At 72.3% G+C, this 16,156-nt stretch carries 17 protein-coding genes; 5 read left to right on the top strand and 12 right to left on the bottom strand.

Annotated features, from left to right (window positions below; all coding sequences use genetic code 11):
* Nucleotides 1-3: 3 nt before the first annotated feature.
* From ABZU53_RS01260 to ABZU53_RS01240, 5 genes are all read right to left on the bottom strand, one after another.
* A complete protein-coding gene (locus tag ABZU53_RS01260; RefSeq protein ID WP_355063120.1) occupies nucleotides 4-804 on the bottom strand; it encodes a hypothetical protein in 801 nt (266 codons plus the stop codon).
* Between the two features lie 122 nt (nucleotides 805-926).
* The gene (locus ABZU53_RS01255; RefSeq protein WP_354863253.1) at nucleotides 927-1,685 is read right to left on the bottom strand and encodes a MerR family transcriptional regulator; all 759 of its coding nucleotides are present in this window, start codon (nucleotides 1,683-1,685) and stop codon (nucleotides 927-929) included.
* A gap of 50 nt (nucleotides 1,686-1,735) precedes the next feature.
* Nucleotides 1,736-3,991 carry an EAL domain-containing protein gene (locus tag ABZU53_RS01250; protein WP_355063118.1) on the bottom strand — a complete coding sequence of 752 codons (2,256 nt, stop codon included), beginning with the start codon at nucleotides 3,989-3,991 and terminating at the stop codon, nucleotides 1,736-1,738.
* Between the two features lie 169 nt (nucleotides 3,992-4,160).
* Entirely contained in the window at nucleotides 4,161-4,334 is a 174-nt protein-coding gene (locus tag ABZU53_RS01245; protein ID WP_354863255.1) for a hypothetical protein, read from the bottom strand.
* A gap of 7 nt (nucleotides 4,335-4,341) precedes the next feature.
* On the bottom strand, nucleotides 4,342-4,575 hold the full coding sequence (locus ABZU53_RS01240) for a zinc-ribbon domain-containing protein (protein ID WP_007455911.1): 234 nt from the start codon (nucleotides 4,573-4,575) through the stop codon (nucleotides 4,342-4,344).
* Nucleotides 4,576-4,677: 102 nt separating this feature from the next.
* Here ABZU53_RS01240 and ABZU53_RS01235 point away from each other — a divergent pair, with 102 nt between their 5' ends.
* Together ABZU53_RS01235 and ABZU53_RS01230 are read left to right on the top strand one after the other, a co-directional pair.
* Nucleotides 4,678-5,043 (top strand): type II toxin-antitoxin system RelE/ParE family toxin, encoded by a 366-nt coding sequence (locus tag ABZU53_RS01235; protein WP_354863256.1) that lies wholly within the window; start codon nucleotides 4,678-4,680, stop codon nucleotides 5,041-5,043.
* The gene (locus ABZU53_RS01230; protein WP_354863257.1) at nucleotides 5,040-5,357 is read left to right on the top strand and encodes a helix-turn-helix transcriptional regulator; all 318 of its coding nucleotides are present in this window, start codon (nucleotides 5,040-5,042) and stop codon (nucleotides 5,355-5,357) included. The genes ABZU53_RS01235 and ABZU53_RS01230 overlap by 4 nt, the downstream gene beginning before the upstream one ends.
* 119 nt (nucleotides 5,358-5,476) lie before the next feature.
* Here the strand turns inward: ABZU53_RS01230 and ABZU53_RS01225 are convergent, their stop codons facing one another.
* The 4 genes from ABZU53_RS01225 to ABZU53_RS01210 form a co-directional block, all read right to left on the bottom strand.
* On the bottom strand, nucleotides 5,477-6,346 hold the full coding sequence (locus tag ABZU53_RS01225; protein ID WP_355063116.1) for an SRPBCC family protein: 870 nt from the start codon (nucleotides 6,344-6,346) through the stop codon (nucleotides 5,477-5,479).
* Nucleotides 6,339-6,896 carry a helix-turn-helix domain-containing protein gene (locus ABZU53_RS01220; RefSeq protein WP_354860773.1) on the bottom strand — a complete coding sequence of 186 codons (558 nt, stop codon included), beginning with the start codon at nucleotides 6,894-6,896 and terminating at the stop codon, nucleotides 6,339-6,341. Before ABZU53_RS01220 ends, ABZU53_RS01225 begins: the two co-directional genes overlap by 8 nt.
* Nucleotides 6,897-6,995: 99 nt before the next feature.
* The gene (locus ABZU53_RS01215; protein ID WP_355063114.1) at nucleotides 6,996-8,339 is read right to left on the bottom strand and encodes a class I SAM-dependent methyltransferase; all 1,344 of its coding nucleotides are present in this window, start codon (nucleotides 8,337-8,339) and stop codon (nucleotides 6,996-6,998) included.
* Nucleotides 8,336-9,733, bottom strand: a complete 1,398-nt coding sequence (locus ABZU53_RS01210; protein WP_354860777.1) for an FAD-binding oxidoreductase — start codon at nucleotides 9,731-9,733, stop codon at nucleotides 8,336-8,338. Before ABZU53_RS01210 ends, ABZU53_RS01215 begins: the two co-directional genes overlap by 4 nt.
* A gap of 93 nt (nucleotides 9,734-9,826) precedes the next feature.
* Here ABZU53_RS01210 and ABZU53_RS01205 point away from each other — a divergent pair, with 93 nt between their 5' ends.
* Nucleotides 9,827-10,297 (top strand): YbaK/EbsC family protein, encoded by a 471-nt coding sequence (locus ABZU53_RS01205; protein WP_355063112.1) that lies wholly within the window; start codon nucleotides 9,827-9,829, stop codon nucleotides 10,295-10,297.
* A gap of 76 nt (nucleotides 10,298-10,373) precedes the next feature.
* Nucleotides 10,374-11,084 carry an RICIN domain-containing protein gene (locus ABZU53_RS01200; RefSeq protein WP_355063110.1) on the top strand — a complete coding sequence of 237 codons (711 nt, stop codon included), beginning with the start codon at nucleotides 10,374-10,376 and terminating at the stop codon, nucleotides 11,082-11,084.
* Between the two features lies 1 nt (nucleotide 11,085).
* Here ABZU53_RS01200 and ABZU53_RS01195 read toward each other — a convergent pair whose 3' ends face one another.
* Complete coding sequence (locus tag ABZU53_RS01195) at nucleotides 11,086-12,390, bottom strand: MFS transporter (RefSeq protein WP_355063109.1); 1,305 nt, start codon at nucleotides 12,388-12,390, stop codon at nucleotides 11,086-11,088.
* A gap of 71 nt (nucleotides 12,391-12,461) precedes the next feature.
* Here ABZU53_RS01195 and ABZU53_RS01190 point away from each other — a divergent pair, with 71 nt between their 5' ends.
* Nucleotides 12,462-13,475 carry a helix-turn-helix domain-containing protein gene (locus ABZU53_RS01190; protein ID WP_355063107.1) on the top strand — a complete coding sequence of 338 codons (1,014 nt, stop codon included), beginning with the start codon at nucleotides 12,462-12,464 and terminating at the stop codon, nucleotides 13,473-13,475.
* A gap of 233 nt (nucleotides 13,476-13,708) precedes the next feature.
* Here ABZU53_RS01190 and ABZU53_RS01185 read toward each other — a convergent pair whose 3' ends face one another.
* Nucleotides 13,709-14,173 (bottom strand): hypothetical protein, encoded by a 465-nt coding sequence (locus ABZU53_RS01185; protein WP_354860783.1) that lies wholly within the window; start codon nucleotides 14,171-14,173, stop codon nucleotides 13,709-13,711.
* A gap of 28 nt (nucleotides 14,174-14,201) precedes the next feature.
* A complete protein-coding gene (locus ABZU53_RS01180) occupies nucleotides 14,202-16,154 on the bottom strand; it encodes a VWA domain-containing protein (protein ID WP_355063105.1) in 1,953 nt (650 codons plus the stop codon).
* Nucleotides 16,155-16,156: the final 2 nt, after the last annotated feature.

Below are 16,156 nucleotides of genomic sequence, written 5' to 3'. Positions count from 1 at the left end.
GCGTCAGGCGCCGGGGATGTTCGCCGGCGGGTCCTCCCCGACCAGGTCGGCCGCCGGCGGATCGGCCGTCACCGGCAGCCCGAAATCCGAGTACGTCAGGTCGAGTTGAGCCGTCTTCTCCTGCTCGGTGGCCAGCTCGATCCGGTAACGCACCAACCGGCCCTGCTCGTCCACGCTGGCGGTGAAGGGCACCTTCGCGGCCCGGTCGCCGAGCACTCCGCCGATCCCGCCGCCCAGGACGGCGGCGCTGTCGCGCAGGTCCAGCGTGCCCGCGTACTCCCGGGTGCCTGTCTGGCGGACGGCGGCCGGCGCGGTCAGCGTGCTGGCCAGCCGGGTGTTGTCCAGGCCCTTGTTGGTGACCGGCCGACCCGGCCTGCCGACGTGCCACCAGGTCTTGCCGTCCCAGACCGGGATCCGGCGGTCCGGGGCGCTGACCCGCACGTAGACGTCCGGACCGGTGCTCAGCCGCTCGATCTTCACCTCGCCGTTGGGCACCTTGAGCGAGGTGGTCTCCGTGCCGCGTCGCGCCTTCGGGTCCCACACCAGCACCGTGGTGTCCCCCTCGGCCGTCCCGCCGCTGCCCACCGTCAACCGGTACGGCTGTTCGTCGACCTTCGCGGCGGCGGCGACCAGCACACCGGCCGGATCGGTCGGGGCCGGAGCCGCGCCGGTCGCCGCGGTCGACGTGCCGGCGGACGGGCGGCCCGCGTCCGGCTCGTCACCGGCGGCGACCAGGGCCCACACGCCGGCCGCGACCGCCACGACGAGGACAGCGCCGACGGCGACCAGCTTGGGTTTCTGCACGGTCATCTCCCCTGAGCGGGGCGCGCCCGCCGGCCGGTCGCCGATCGACGCGTACCGCGGTGCGGTCCGGCCAGAGTAGCCGGACCGCACCGACCGCCGTTTCCGGCCGGCCACCTCGTCGATCAGGCGCGGCTGATCGCGTTGGCGTGGATCGCCTCGTGCAGGTACGCGGCCAGGCCGGGGGCGATGTTCTCGTAGTACGCGGTGAACCGCTCGTCGGCCAGGTACATGTCGGCCAGCCCGGTGTGCATCTCGTACGAGCACTCGTAGAACCAGCGGCTGATGAGCTGCCGGTGCTCCTCGGCCAGGTCCATCGCCTCCGGGCCGTCCGCCGGTGCGCCCGAGGCCAGCAGCGCGACGATCCGCCGGCCCCAGTCCTCGTTCTCGGCCCTGTGCCGCAGCCAGTCGTCCTTGCGGTAGCCGGCGACCCGCCGGTTCGACTCCCGGTACGCGTCGGTGTCACCCCAGCGCCGCTCCGCCTCGGCCTCGTGCTCCTCCGGCCTGAAGTCGCCGAAGACCTCGAACCGTTCCTCCGGCGTGAGTTGGATGTTCAACTTGCTCGCCTCCATCGCGAACTCGACCGCCGCGACCATCTCCTGCAACCGCTTGATCCGTACCGTCAGCAGCTCGTGCTGTCGGCGCAGGTGCGCGGCCGGGTCGGCCGCCGGGTCGTCGATGATCGCGGTGATCTCCTCGAGTGGGAAACCCAGCTCGCGGTAGTACAGGACGATTTGCAACCGCTGCAGGTCCGCGTCGTCGTAGCGGCGGTAGCCGGTCGGCGTCCGGCCGCTCGGCGAGAGCAGGCCGATCTCGTCGTAGTGGTGCAGCGTCCGTACCGTCACGCCGGCGATCTTCGACACCTGACCCACCGTGTACGCCATGGTTCCCCTCCCTTCCGGGAACCAGACTCCCGCCTGCCGTTACGTCAGGGTCAAGCCCGATTCTGACCCACCGTGGCGGGGCTGTCCGGACGCCCGTACAGATAGCCCTGGCCGCGTGGGCAGCCGATCGCGGTGACCGCGTCGTGCTGGCGTTCGGTCTCCACGCCCTCGGCGACCACCGCCAGGTCGAACGCGCCGGCCAGCCGGGTGACCATCTCCACGGTGGCGTACGCCCGGTCGTCCGTGCCCAGCCGCGCCACGAACGACCGGTCGATCTTCAGCTCGGTGGCCGGGATGCGGTGCAGGTAGCTCAACGACGAGTAGCCCGTACCGAAGTCGTCGATGGCGATCTGGATGCCCAGCTCCCGCAGCTGGTGCAGCCGTTCCAGCACCGCGTCGGTCCCCTCGATCAACGCCGACTCGGTCAACTCCAGCGTCAACGCGCGCGGCGCCAGCCCGGCGCTGGCGGTGGCCGCCGTGACCGTGGCGATCAGGTCGGGCCGGCGCAGGTGTGCCGCGGCGATGTTCACTGCGACCGTCGCCTCCGGCGCGCGGGCCCGCCAGGTCGCCGCCGCCCGACACGCCTCGTGGATCACCCAGCGGTCGATCGGGAGGATCAGCCCGGTCTCCTCGGCCAGCGGCAGGAACTTCGCCGGCGGCAGCATCCCGAGCCGAGGGTGCCGCCAGCGCACCAACGCCTCGGCGCTGCGGACCGCGCCGCTGGACAGGTCGACGATGGGCTGGAACTCCAGGTGCAGTTGCTCCTCGTCGACGGCCCGGCGCAGGTCGGCGATCAGCTCCGCCCGGGACACGGCCGACTCGCGCAGGCCCGGGGTGCACGTCCGGTACGCGGACTTGCCGGCCGCCTTCGCCGCGTACATGGCGATGTCGGCGTCGCGCAGGAGGTCGGTGTGCGAGGCGTGCTGCGGCCCGTACTCGGCGATGCCGATGCTCGCCGACGGGTGCACGCCCACGTCCTCGTCACCGTCGGAGGGCCGCAGGGCGTCCAGCAGACGTTCGGCCAGCCGCTCCGGCGACACCGGCCCCTCCCCCTCGACCAGCACCGCGAACTCGTCCCCGCCGAGCCGGGCGATGGTGCCGTCGCCACCCACCGCCGTCCGCATCCGAGCCGCCAAGCCGGTCAGCAGGGTGTCGCCGGTGGCGTGCCCGAACCGGTCGTTGACCTGCTTGAACCCGTCGAGATCGAGCAGCAGGACGGCCACCGGCCGGCCGTCGCGCAGAGCCAGGCGCAGCAGCCTGTTGAACAGCAGCCGATTCGGTAGGCCGGTGAGCTGGTCGCCGTACGCGAGCCGACGCAGTCGCGCCACCAGGCGCAGGTTCTCGTTGGCGGCCAGCCCCTGACGCACGGCGAGAGCGGCGAGCAACGCCATCATGGACACGAAGACCAGCGGCGGGGTCTGGCCGGTGGGCCGGCGGGCCAGCAGCACCGCGATGATCGCCCCACCGACCGGCAGGTACGGCAGCGCCACCCGCCACCACGGTGGCAGCGGCGACTCCGCGGTCTCGTCGGTGCCGTCGCAGTCCGGCGGCGGCCGGTTCCCGGTGGCCAGGCCGATCAGCAGGTAACTCAGCGGCCAGCACAGGTCGATGGGGTGACCAGCGGCGTAGTCACCGCGGGCGACCAGCGAGACGTAGACGACGTCGGCGACCACCCGGATGGTGAGGCTCACCGCGAGCACGCTCATCGGCCGCCACAGTGGTCGCGTCGGCCCGGCCACCGCCACCAGGATGGTGAGCTGCATCAGGTCGAACATCGGGTAGAGCAGCCCCAGCGTGCGCGCCGGGTCGGCCAGCTCGGCGGCGGCGACCCCGCGGAACACCAGCACCCAGCCGATCGGCACCAGGGCCAGCGCGACGATCACGCCGTCCAGCAGCGTCCGGGCCCGCCCCACCCCCGTCCGGGGCCCGGACGGCGAGCTGAGCAGCGCCGCGGTGCCGGTGAGGATGCCGGCGGTGAAGACCACCCCGACCAGCGGAGTGTGCGGCAGGTCGCCGCCGACCAGCCGCTGCGCGGTCCAGATCGCCCGGCCCAGCGCGGCGAGCGCCATGGTGAGCGCGAGCAGCGTCCAGAATCGGCGCAGCGGGGCCGGGTGTCGACGGGCCACGCCGGCACAGGCGACGGTCGCCCAGCTGGCCACCAACAGCGCGCCCACGTCGCTGACCAGCGCGGCGCCGGGCAGCGCGGCGGCCAACCAGCCGGCCTCCACGACCAGGACCGCAACCGCGACGATCGGGCCGATGGGCTTGAGCTGCCCCGCGGCCTGCTTCACGTCCTGTCGCGACACGGTCGCTCCGGCTCTTCGTCGTGTGTGCACAGTCGGGCGGACCGGTCCACGGCAAACCCCGAAAGCCTAGCCAGCGCCCGGGAACGCCGCCAGGGCCGAACATCCAGGTCGATGCGGTCTGCCCGGGCCTTCGTGACGGCCTGTGTCGCGCACCGGCCGGCGGGTCAGGTCAGCGGCCGGCGGAGCGGTTCCAGGGTGAGCGGGGCAGCGCGGTGCCGGCCAGCGGGCGGCGCACGGGTCGACGCAGACGCCGGCCGGGGGTGCACGGCGGGCGGGCGGCGGTGTGCACGACGGGTCCGGTCGACGACGGTCGACCGATCAGCCAGCACAGGAAGCGGGCCATCTGCGGCTCAGCCGACCGGGAGGCGCTGGGCGTCGGACTTGGCGATCTCGTACTGCGCCCCACAGAACGTGCACTGCTGCGCGTACCGGGTGCGGATCGGGATGAGGGGGATGAAGAAGAGGGTGAATTTCGTCGACCGGCGGGTGATCACCTGCGCGGCGTGGTTACCGCAGTGGCGGCAGACCTGCTGCACGACACCGGACCGGTCGACCTTGGTACGCAGACCAAAGATGAAGAACATCGCCCGGCAGTACCCACTCCACCCCGAAAAGTCACCGAACCCGGGGCACCGATCGGTTCGACAGTCGCAGTGACAGTGTATAGCTATTGGTATACTCCTCGGGTGCCGCAGGATGAGTGGGACGTCTTCGTCGTCGACGAGGTCCGTGCCTGGATCGACAGCCTCGACGAGGCGACATTCGTCCGGGTCGTCCAGGCCATCGACGCGCTCGCCGAAGCAGGACCGGGGCTGGGCCGCCCCCTGGTCGACACGATCAGGGGGTCGTCGCTGGCGAATCTCAAGGAGTTGCGACCCGGCACCGTCCGCATCCTCTTCGTTTTCGACCCGTGGCGCGCCAGCATCCTGCTGGTCGCGGGCGACAAGGCGGGCCAGTGGCAGAGCTGGTATCAACAGGCCATCCCGCTCGCCGAACAACGCTATGAGATCTACTTGAAGGAACGCGCACAGCAGGAGGGGGGCCAGCGGTGAGTGGACATGTGCGGTGGTCGGATATTCGGTCGGAGTACGTACAGCGGGCCGGCGGCGAGGAGGCCGTTGCGGCCGGAAAGCAGGAGTTGCTCGCGCAAGTCGTCGGGCATCGCCTCGCCGAGGTACGACGCGCCCGCGGCCTCACTCAGCAGCAGGTGGCCGAGCGCATGGGGGTGACCAAGGGGCGGGTCTCCCAGATCGAGCAGGGCCGGATTTCCGGCCAGGAAGTGGTTGCCCGGTACGCCGTCGCCCTCGGCGGCCGACTCCACCAGGCCATCTACTTCGACGACGGTGATATCGCCGCCATCGCGTGAGCCGCCTGCCGACAGCACCCTCTCCCCACCCACAAGATCGTGCTCGATCCAGGATGTAATGGCCTCTGGCGTGAACGAGGCGACTACATCCCTGATCGAGCACGATCAAGGCGCGACGGTCAGCTGGCGGGCTCGGGCTCCAGGCCGGGCACCTCGGTCGAGATCCAGATCGGCTGCCAGCCCGGCACCTCGTGGAAGCGGCGCAGCTCGGCCAGGCCGGACACCGACCCGCTCCAGGCAGCGTACGGGGGGTTGGTCTCGTCGAAGCCGCTCTGCACGAAGGTGAGCGTGGTCCGGCCGTTGGACTCGGCCAGCTCCCAGTTCGTGACGCCGGTCGGTCCCCAGTCCACGGACATCCTCCGGCCCGGCTCCAGGTCGACGATCTTGGCCGCGTACCCGGTCTCGAAGCCGCCCATCGCGTACCGGCCGCCGACCCACGGCTCGATCCCGATGGGGTAGCCGAACCAGGCGCTGGCCTGCTCGGAGTCGGTAAGCGACTCCCACACCTTGTCGATGGGGGCGGCGATGACCAGCTCGCCGCGCAGGTCGGCGGAGGTGAAGTCGGTACGCGGCAGGAGCGGCCGACCCTCCAGGTGGGCGGCCAGGTTGGCGATGGACAGCGCCCAGAACGTCTGGAGCACGCCCCGGATGCTGGAACCGCTCATCGCCTCGGCGAAGTCGAAGTGGCTCTGGGTCAGCGTCAACACCGTGCTGTCCGTGCTCTCGGCGGTCAACTGGAGCTCGGTGGTGGTCTCCACCCCGTCGAGCAACCAGCCGAAGCGCAGCGTGTCGTCGTCGGCGTGCAGCAGGCGCTGGTGCGGGGCGTCACCCTCGGGCGTGTAGCGACCCCAGAACTCGTACCGCTGAGGCAGCTCGACCTCGGCGTGCTCGGCCAGCCAGAGTCGCAGCTCGGCCGGGTCGGTCAGGGCCTCGCGGACGCGCCCGACGGGCGCGGAGAGACGGGCCTGGACCTTCAACGCTTCACTCATTGTCGTTTCCTTTCGGATAGCAGGCGACGGCGAGCTTGAAGGCGTCTCCTTCACTGCCGCCGTAACGGGCGAACAGGTCCTGAAGTGCGGTTTGCAGGTCGTGCAGGAACTGCGGGCGCTGCTCCGCGGGCACCCGGATCTCCCCGGAGACCCCGATCGATGGCAGCTCGGGCGCGGCCCGGTCCAGGGCGGCGACGTCCGCCTGGACCTCCTCCATCAGGTCGAGCAGGTAGCCCAGGCTCAGCTCGTCGCGGGCCCGGCGCAGCCCGATCCGGCCGACCAGCCGCGGGGAGAGCCAGTAGGACCGGGCGGCGGCCTGGTAGATGCCTTCGGTGATGCCGCGGACCTTGCGCTCGTTGACCAGCTCGACCAGGCCGGCCGCGACGAGCTGCTTGACGTGGTAGTAGACGCGCTGCGGCGTCTGGTCGAGTCGGGCCGCGACCTCGGTGCAGGTGCGCGGTTCGGCGAGTTGCCGCAGCACCTCGACACGCTGCGGCTTGAGCAGGACTTCGGCCTGCTCGATCTGCTCCAGGTACAGGACGTCTCTCATGGCAAAATCAGTTTGTACGTACAAAATTCGTTTGTCAATCGCTTCGCGAAAAGCCGCGCCGACTTCTCGACGCGGCTTCAGGCGACGCTCAGCAGGTGGTCAGGGCAACCAGTCCGGGCGCAGCGGGTAGCCGTTCACACCGTCCGGGCCGTTGTGGGTGGCCAGCACCTGGTGCAGCTGGATGCCGTTGCGCTCGAAGGCCATCCGCGAGCCGGCCATGTAGAGGCCCCACACCCGGGCGGTCCCCGCGCCCACCTCCGAGACGCAGAAGTCCCAGTGCTCCACCAGGTTGCGACACCACGCGGCAAGCGTCAGCGCGTAGTGCTGGCGCAGGTTCTCCTCGTGGTGCACCTCCAGCCCGGCGTCGTGCACCTCGCTGATCAACCGACCCGGGCCGGCCAACTCGCCGTCCGGGAAGACGTACCGGTCGATGAACGCGCCCGAGCGGTGGGGCGCCCGGTTGTCGGCCCGCGTGATGGTGTGGTTCAGCAGCCGCCCACCCGTACGCAGCCGCGACCGCAGCGCCCCGAAGTAGGACGGGTAGTTGCGCACACCGATGTGCTCGGTCAGACCGATCGAGGAGATGGCGTCGAACTGTTCCGCCGGCGCGTCCCGGTAGTCCAGGTGCCGCACCTCGGCCAGCTCGGTCAGCCCCTCCCGCTCGATCGCCGCCTGCGCCCACTGCGCCTGCGCCTTCGACAGGGTCACCCCGAGCGCCTTCACGCCGTACTCCCGCGCGGCGTGCCGGACCATGCCACCCCAGCCGCAGCCCACGTCCAGCAGCCGCATGCCCTTCTTCAGCGCCAGCTTGCCGGCGACCAGGTCGTACTTCGCCGCCTGGGCCTGCTCCAGCGTGTCGTCCGGGGACCGGTAGACCGCGCAGGTGTACGTCATCGACGGGCCGAGCACCTTCTCGTAGAAGGCGTTCGAGACGTCGTAGTGGTGCGAGATCGCGGTGCTGTCGCGCACCCGCGAGTGCCGCAGCCCGTTCATCACCCGCTTCCAGCGCGGCAGGGCCTCCTGCGGAGGGGCCGGCGGGGGCAGCAGCCGCTCCCAGCCCAGCCCGCGCGCCAGCGCCACCCCGTCGGCCACCGACGGTGGGCGCAGCCGCAACTCGTCCTTGAGCACCCGCAGCGCCTCGTACGGGTCACCCGGATGCACCCCCTGCAACGCCAGGTCACCGCTGACGTACGCCCGGGCCATGCCCAGGTCACCGGGGGCGGTGAGCAGGTATGACAAACCCCGCTCGGAACGGATCGACAGGGTGATGCCGGCGTCGGCCGGGCCGACGGCGCTGCCGTCGTACCCGGTGATCCGCACCGGCAGCGGCCCGGCGGTGACCGCGCGGACGACGTCCGCCACGGTCGGACCGGTGCGCCGGCCCCCCGCCGGCGGGGTGGCGGGAACGCTCGCCGCCCCCTGGTCTCGATCGGTCAGGCTCATGCTCGTGCTACCGCCTTCTCGTACAGTCCCGTCAGCCGGTGGTCCGGGTCGTAGCGGTCCTTCACCGCGCGCCAGGTCTCGCCGCCATAGAGGCGATCGAAGGCGTCCCGGTCGTAGTACGCGTCGGAGTAGAGCGACTTGTGCCCGCCCGACTCCGACACCCTGCGTTCGATCGTGCGGTTGACGTCGCCGTCGGCGGCGCCGGGCGCGATCGGCACGCTCCCCCAGAAACCAATGTTGACGTAGTCCTGTCCCGCGTGGAGCGGATACAGCGGCCACGACCGCGCGGAACCGGGACCCTCCGGTTCGCGCAACCGCAACGGGCAGAGCCACACCGGGGTCATCCCCACGCTGTCCGCGAACCAGCGCAGGAAGTCGGCCGTGCGGTCCAGCGGGATCTCCACGTCCTGCACGACCCGCTCACGGGCCGGCTGGCCGCGCAGCCGGTCGATCCGGGCCGCCACCTGGTGCCGGTGCTCGAGGCGGACCAGTCGGTGGTAGACGTCGCTGCGCCGGTAACGCGCCGGCCAGAGCCTGCGCACGACCGGGTGCTGCGCGCCGAACGCCGCCGAACACCAGAACCAGTCGGTGTCCCAGCGCCACAGATAGTCGTACGCGGTCAGCACGTCCCGGGTGCGCCGGCGCAGCGACCGGTAGTAGATCTCCTGGCCGGTGTAGTCGCTGGGCGGGTCGGCCGCGTCGGTGAAGGTGCCCAGGATCAGGTACGCCTCACCGGGGCTGAACATCACGCCGTCCATCACGTCGACCGGTTCGCCGGCCCAGGACCGGGTGGCGGTCACCTCGGCGATCGCGTCGGTGAGCGCCTCCAGTTGGGTGAACCGGATGTTGCGCAACGCCACGTACCGGCCGACCGGTTGCAGCTCGATGCGCAGCCGGGTGGCGTACCCGAGGCTGCCCAGCGAGTTGGGGAACGCGGTAAACAGGTCGGCGTGCTCCCCGTCCGGCCGGGCGGTGACGATCTCGCCGGAGCCGGTGAGGATGTCCATCTCGCGTACCGACTCGTGAGGCAGGCCGTTGCGGAACGAGGTCGACTCGATCCCGAGGCCGGTCACCGCCCCGCCCAGGGTGATGGTGCGCAGTTGCGGCACCACCAGGGGCATCAGCCCGTGCGGCAGCGTCGCGTCGACCAGGTCCTCGTACGTGCACATGCCCTGCACGTCGGCGGTCCGGGCGGTCGCGTCCACCGCGAGCACCCGGTTGAGGCCACTCACGTCGAGGCCCGGGGTCCGGGGAGCGGACCGGGGGCGGAACAGGTTGGAGGTGCGTTTGGCCAGCCGGACAGGCTCGCCCGTGGGCACCGCGGCGTACGACCGCCGCAGCGTGTCCACCGCTTCATCATGGTCAATGGGGTGATCCACACGCTCAGCGCGCATGTGATCACCTTACGCCCGGACCCCGAAAACGGTGGGATGTCGACGCCTGCTGTTTCCCGTCCGACGCCAGGTTCGACGGTTACCGTGGCGGGCATGCCGTCGCCCGCGATCGCCGCCCTGGACTCCGCCGGACTGCCGTATCGGCTGGTCAGCCACGGTGCGGTCGGCAGCCTCGCGGAGGCCGCCGCGGCCCGGGGCGTGGCCGTCCCGGATGTGGTCAAGACCATCGTCGTCCGCCGGGGTGCCGACGATCACCTGTTCGTGCTCACCCCCGGCGACCGGGTCATCTCCTGGCCCAAGCTGCGCGCCCTGCTCGGTGTGCAGCGCATCTCCATGCCGGACGCGGCGGGCGCCCTGGCAGCCACCGGGTACGAGCGCGGCACGATCACCCCGTTCGGCGCGAGCACCGCGTGGCCGGTGATCGCGGACAAGCGACTGCGCGGCCGGGAGATCACCCTCGGCGCGGGCGAGCGCGGTCTCGCCGTCGCGCTCGACGCCGACGCGGCGATCACCGCCCTCGGCGCGACTGTGGCCGACGTCACCGATCCGCAGCCCACCCGCTGATCGCACCGGGCTGGCTGCGGCCGGCCGGCGTGGCTGGGCTGGCCCCGGCCCGCCGTGGTGGGTGAGGATGGCCCGTATGTCCCTGCCCGAGGAACGCCCCGATCCCGCCGGCACCGTCTACGGCGGTCGGCGGAGAGCTCGTTCCGGGCCGCTGGCCGACCCGCTGCTGCGGGTGGCGTTGGCGGTCGGGCTGGTGGGCGTACTCCTCGGGTTGGTCTTCGCCACCGGCCTCCTCGACGGCGACGACGAAGCGGTGGTGCCCGCCGCGGTCACCGCGCCGTCCAGCGTGGCCGAGCCGACCATCCCGGCGGCCGAGCCGAGCCCGACCCCCTCGGTCGAGCCGTCGCCGACCCCGTCGGCCACCCCGGCCATCCCGACCACCGGGCCTCGCGTGCTGCGGTCGCCCTCCGGGCTCTGCCTCGGGCTCGACGGTGACGGTGAGAAGGCGCAGGCCGAGTTGGCCGCCTGCACCGGCGGCCCGGAGCAGCAGTGGGTCGTCAACCCGATCGGAACGGACGCGGTGACGTTGACCAACGCCGCCCACGGGCAGTGCCTCGACGTCGAGGGCGGCAGCGGTGACGACGGGGCGACGGTGCAGCAGTTCCCCTGCCACGGTGAGGCCAACCAGCAGTGGCGGCTGAGCCCGACCGGCACCGGCCCGGTGCTGGTCGTCGCGGTGCACAGCGGCAAGTGCGCGCAGGCCGACGACGACGGCGCCGAGGCCGGGGACGAGATCCGGCAGCGGCCCTGCGACGGCCGGCCCGCCCAGCAGTGGACGCTGAGCTGACTCAGCCCCGGAAGCTCCACGCCCGGGGTGCGGTCGCGGCGACCAGGACGGCCTCCGGCACCGGCCGGCCCGGCCGTCGCCGCAGCAGCAACGACAGCCCGGCGGCACCGATCGACAAGGCGCCGGCCACGTACCAGGCCAGCGCGTAGTCGCCGAGCCGGTCCCGGACCAGCCCCGCGCCGGTCGCAGCGATGGCCGCCCCGAACTGGTGCGCGGCGAACACCCAGCCGAACACCACCGCCCCGGCGCCGCCGAAGTACTCCCGGCACAGCGCGACCGTCGGCGGCACGGTGGCCACCCAGTCCAGGCCGTAGAAGACGATGAACACCAGGATGCTCGGCTCGGCCGTGCCCGCGAACAGGCTCGGCAACACCAGCAGCGACAACCCGCGCAGGGCGTAGTAGGCGCCGAGCAGCAACCGGCTGTCCACCCGGTCGGTGAGCCAGCCGGAGGCGATCGTGCCGACGATGTCGAAGAGCCCCACCAGCGCGAGCAGCCCGGCCGCCGTGGTCTCGGCCATGCCGTGGTCGTGCGCGGCCGGCACGAAGTGCGTACCGACGAGGCCGTTGGTGGTGGCGCCGCAGATCGCGAACCCGCCGGCCAGCAGCCAGAACGGGCGGGTCCGGGCCGCGGCGGCCAGCGCGCCCAGCGCCCGGGTCGCCGCGCCGCCGGTCGGCGGCGGCGCCGCGACGACCTCGGTCGCGCCGTAGGCGGGCAGGTCGAGATCCGCCGGGTGTTCGCGCAGCAGCCACACCACCAGGGGTACGACCGCCAGGGCGGCTCCGGCCACGACGAGCGCCGCCGTGCGCCACCCGTGGTCGCGCACCAGCACGGCGATCAGCGGCAGGAAGATCAGTTGGCCGGCCGCCCCGCCCGCGGTCAGCACCCCGGTGACGAGGCCCCGTCGTCGGACGAACCAGCGCCCGGTGACGGTCGCCACGAACGCCAGCGCCATCGAGCCGGTGCCCAGGCCGACGAGGACGCCCCAGCACAGCAGCAACTGCCAGCTCGCGGTCATGAAGACCGTCAGGCCACTGCCGGCGGCGACCAGCAGCAGCGCCACCGAGACCACCCGGCGGATGCCGAACCGGTCCATCAGCGCGGCGGCGAACGGCGCGGTGAGCCCGTAGAGGAGCAGGTTGACCGAGACCGCCGCGGAGATGGTGGCGAGCGGCCACCCGAACTCCGCGTGCAACGGGTGCAGCAGCACCGACGGGGTGGCGCGGAAGCCGGCCGCGCCGACCAGAGCCACGAAGGCAACGGCGGCGACGAGCCAGGCGGGGTTCAGGCGACGGTTCTTGGTCACGCTGATCAGTCTGGGTGGCGTCCTCGACGGCGACGAGTGGCCGGAAAGCCATCAGGCGCAATAATCGGGCCATGAGCACTGGCCCGCACCGGATCGCCGTCCTCGCCCTCGACCAGGTCGTCGGCCTCGATCTGGGCACCCCGTCCCAGGTCTTCAGCACCGCCCGGGGCGCGGACGACGAATACCGCTACGACGTGCGGGTGTGCACCCCGGGTGGGCGGCCGGTCCGCAGCACCGCCGGCTTCCAGGTGCTCCCCGACCACGGGCTGGAACTGCTCGACACCGCCGACACGGTGATCGTCCCGGGCATCCACGACGGCGCCGCGCTGACCTCGGGCAGCATCGAGCCGGGGGTGGGCGAAGCGCTGCGGTCGGCGTACGACCGGGGCGCCCGGATCATGTCGATCTGCACGGGGGCGTTCGTGCTGGCCGCGGCCGGCCTGCTCGACGGACGCCGGGCCACCACCCACTGGGCGTACGCCGAGCGGTTCCGCCGCCTGTACGACCGGGTGGACCTCGACCCGGACGTGCTCTTCATCGTCGACGACCGGGTGTTCACCTCGGCCGGAGTGGCCGCCGGCATCGACCTCTGCCTGCACGTCATCCGCCTCGACCATGGCAGCGAGGTCGCCAACCGGGCGGCCCGCCGCTGCGTGATGCCGCCATGGCGCGACGGTGGGCAGGCGCAGTACATCGAGCAGCCGGTGCCGAAGGCGACCGACACCAGCACGGCGGGCGTCCGGGAGTGGGCGCGGCAGCGACTGCACGAGCCGATCGCGCTGCGCGACCTGGCCGAGCAGGCGCGGATGAGCGTGCGCACCTTCACCCGACGCTTCCGCTCGGAGACCGGCCTGAGCCCGGCCCAGTGGCTGCTGCAACAGCGCACCGACCACGCGCGACTGCTGTTGGAGACGACCGACCTCACCGTCGACCAGATCGCCCACCGCTGCGGCTTCGGCACGACGGCCGCGCTACGCCAGCAACTCCACCAACGCATCGGCGTGGCCCCGTCCACTTACCGCCGCGCCTTTCACCCCCGCCCCGAGCTGGTCGACACGTCGCCCGCGGTCCGCACCCCGGTCTGATCGCCGCCGGCCCGGGCGCGGCGTCGGCTGCCGGCCGCTGTCGCCGCCGCTCTTCACCCAAAGACGACACGACGGTCCTGCGGGAGGCATCGCTGCGAGAAGCGATATACCTGTGAGTCATAGAAATGACTCACAGGTATACCGCTCAGCAGACCGACACCCCGGGGAACGCCACCAACAGCCGACCGCGGGCCGGGCCGGGCCGGGCCGACCGAGGCCGGGGCCGAGGCGGCTCAGGTGCGGAGCAGGTGCAGTTGGGCCTGGTGTTTGGGGAGGTGGACACGGGTGTGCAGGTCCAGGGTGCGGGACCAGGGCAGCGGCTCGTCGACGATGAGGTCGAAGCCCTCGCGTAGGTGCGTCTCGACCGGGGTCTCCGCTGCCAGGCCGAGCTGATCGACGAGCCCGCACAGCCGGTCGCTGGTGCCGTGCAGCAGCGCGGTCAGGCCACGCAGACCACCCTGCTCCGCGGCGAGCGCGTCGAGCTGCGGACGGTGGATGTCCTCTTCCATCTCGTAGTAGGCGAACGGCGACCCGGCCAGCAACGCCTCGGTGGCCTGGATCATCAGCTCGTCGTTGGCGACCAGATGCGCGACGATCTGCTCGGCGCTGAGCTGCCCCTCCGGAGCCGGACCGAACCCGCCAGCGTCCACCTCTGCGAACAGGGCGCCGTAAGCCCGCCGCAATCCCCCGCTCTCCATCCCCCCAGTCAACCCGCCCCACCGGGAGTTAGCGGCGGGATTGGCGGGAGCGGAGGTAGTCGCTGACCACGTACTCGCCCAGGTCGTCGGTGTCCGGGGTGAACATGCGGCCCCGGCTGCGCCGGGCCACCGCGTCGACGAAGCGGCGCAGACCCGGGTCGTCGCCGAGCATGAACAGGTTGAGGGTGGCGCCGTAACGGCTGAGCTTGTCCACCTCGCGGACGGTCGCCTCGATCGTCTCCGGCAGCGGCGGCCAGTGGAACAGCGCCTCACCGTCGTCCGGGTCCAGGTGGGCGGTCGGCTCCCCGTCGGTGACCACCAGGACCACCGGCTCGGCGTCCGGATGGCGTCGCAGGTGCCGAGCGGCCAGCCGCAGCGCGTGCTGAAGGTTCGTGCCCTGCTCCATGTCCGGCTCCACCGCCGCCAGCTCCTGCTGGGTGAGGGTCATCGCCTCCCGGCCGAAGCCCACGATCTGCAGGGCGTCCTGTGGGAAACGGGTCTCCATCAGGTGCGCCAACGCCAGCGCCGTCTGCTTCATCGGCCCCCAACGACCCTGCGAGATCATCGAGTACGACAGGTCGACGCAGAGCACCACTGCCGCAGACGCCCGCTTCTCGGTCTCCACCACCTCGAAGTCGTCCACCGCGAGCTGAAGCGGAACCGTCGGACCAGCCCGGCGGACCGCCCGCGTCAGCGTGCGGACCACGTCCAACGGCTGCTCGTCGCCGTACTCCCAGGGGCGGGACGCGCCGCTGACCTCGCCGGCGGCGCCCGCCGAGCGCAGGTCGTGCTGGCCGCGCGGCCCGGCGGTCAGCTCGGCGAAGACCCGCCGCAGCGCGGTCCCACCGAGGCGGCGGAGCGCCTTCGGACTCAGCGTGAGCCCGTCCGCGTCCCGGCTCACCCAGCCCTGCCGGCGCAGCTCCCGCTCCAGCTCACGCAACCGGCGGACGTCGTCGGCGGCGTCGCGGCCCAGCGTCCGGGCCACCGCGTCGACGTCCACGTCGTCCAGCGTGGCCCCGGGGTGTTCCTGGTCGAGCTGGTCCAGCAGGTCGTCCAGCTCGCCGATCTCACCCAGTGCCCCGGCCGCGTCGGCGTAGTCCAGCGGCTGCTCGCCCCGGACCCGCTCGCCACGCCCCCACCGCAGATCCGGTCGCAGCGCCCGCAGGTTCGCGTCGAGCGCGGACAGCTCCCCGGCGAGACGGTCGCCGAGTGACTGCTGCATCAGACCGGCCAGCTCGGCGCGCTGCCGCTCGGAGAGCGAGTTCATCAGCCGCTCACCGGCCGCCGAGCGACGGGCCAGCACGTCGATCAGCTCGTCGACCGTCTCCGGCCGCTCCGGGAAGAAGTCACCGTGCCGGCGCATGAACTCGGCGAACGCGTCGGTGGTGTCCTCCGCGCGGCCGTGCCGGGCCAGCAGGGCGTTCAGGTCCCGCATCATCTCGGCGAGCCGCTGCTGCGCCGCCGGGTCGGCGGACGCGCGCACCGCGTCGCGCAGCCCGGCGAACCGCTGACCGAGTACGTCGTCGCGGAGCTGGTCGAGGATCTGCTGGTACGAGCGGCGGGCGGCCTCGCTGGCCCACTGGTAGCCGGACAACTCCTCGACCGCCCGGGCGGTGGAGCGGGGCAGGTTGTCCAGCACCGACTCGGCGAACCGCGCGCCGTCGTCGTCGCGGCCCCGCAGCTCGTCGCGCTCGGCGGCGAGGGCCTGGTCGAGCAGCGCCTGGGCTCGGGTCACCGCGCCGTCGAGATCGCCACGGCGCAGCGCCTCGCGGCGCAGCCGTCGCGCTCGGGCGGCCAGGTCGTCGAGCCCGCCACGCCCCTGCGGGCCACGGCGCAGCAGGTCGCGCAGCGCCTCCCGCAGGCTGCCGCCGGCCAGCACCTCGGCGCCGACCGCGTCCACCGCCTCGCGCACGTCGTACGGGGGTGCGAGTGGGTCGGGCCCGCCGTTCCACTGCCCGTACCGGAACCGGTTGCCGGCCATGG

It is taken from the genome of Micromonospora sp. NPDC005194, from assembly GCF_040608335.1.
Classification (GTDB): domain Bacteria; phylum Actinomycetota; class Actinomycetes; order Mycobacteriales; family Micromonosporaceae; genus Micromonospora.
This window is presented reverse-complemented; position numbering and strand designations above follow the sequence as displayed.

Bases quoted from the DNA above. Each gene is read 5' to 3' on its own strand.
- ABZU53_RS01180 (WP_355063105.1), bottom strand. From the start codon at position 16,154: ATGGCCGGCAACCGGTTCCGGTACGGGCAGTGGAACGGCGGGCCCGAC.
- ABZU53_RS01255 (WP_354863253.1), bottom strand. From the start codon at position 1,685: ATGGCGTACACGGTGGGTCAGGTGTCGAAGATCGCCGGCGTGACGGTA.
- ABZU53_RS01190 (WP_355063107.1), top strand. From the start codon at position 12,462: ATGAGCACTGGCCCGCACCGGATCGCCGTCCTCGCCCTCGACCAGGTC.
- ABZU53_RS01220 (WP_354860773.1), bottom strand. From the start codon at position 6,896: ATGAGAGACGTCCTGTACCTGGAGCAGATCGAGCAGGCCGAAGTCCTG.
- ABZU53_RS01200 (WP_355063110.1), top strand. From the start codon at position 10,374: ATGTCCCTGCCCGAGGAACGCCCCGATCCCGCCGGCACCGTCTACGGC.
- ABZU53_RS01240 (WP_007455911.1), bottom strand. From the start codon at position 4,575: ATGTTCTTCATCTTTGGTCTGCGTACCAAGGTCGACCGGTCCGGTGTC.
- ABZU53_RS01185 (WP_354860783.1), bottom strand. From the start codon at position 14,173: ATGGAGAGCGGGGGATTGCGGCGGGCTTACGGCGCCCTGTTCGCAGAG.
- ABZU53_RS01225 (WP_355063116.1), bottom strand. From the start codon at position 6,346: ATGAGTGAAGCGTTGAAGGTCCAGGCCCGTCTCTCCGCGCCCGTCGGG.
- ABZU53_RS01215 (WP_355063114.1), bottom strand. From the start codon at position 8,339: ATGAGCCTGACCGATCGAGACCAGGGGGCGGCGAGCGTTCCCGCCACC.
- ABZU53_RS01245 (WP_354863255.1), bottom strand. From the start codon at position 4,334: ATGGCCCGCTTCCTGTGCTGGCTGATCGGTCGACCGTCGTCGACCGGA.
- ABZU53_RS01205 (WP_355063112.1), top strand. From the start codon at position 9,827: ATGCCGTCGCCCGCGATCGCCGCCCTGGACTCCGCCGGACTGCCGTAT.
- ABZU53_RS01210 (WP_354860777.1), bottom strand. From the start codon at position 9,733: ATGCGCGCTGAGCGTGTGGATCACCCCATTGACCATGATGAAGCGGTG.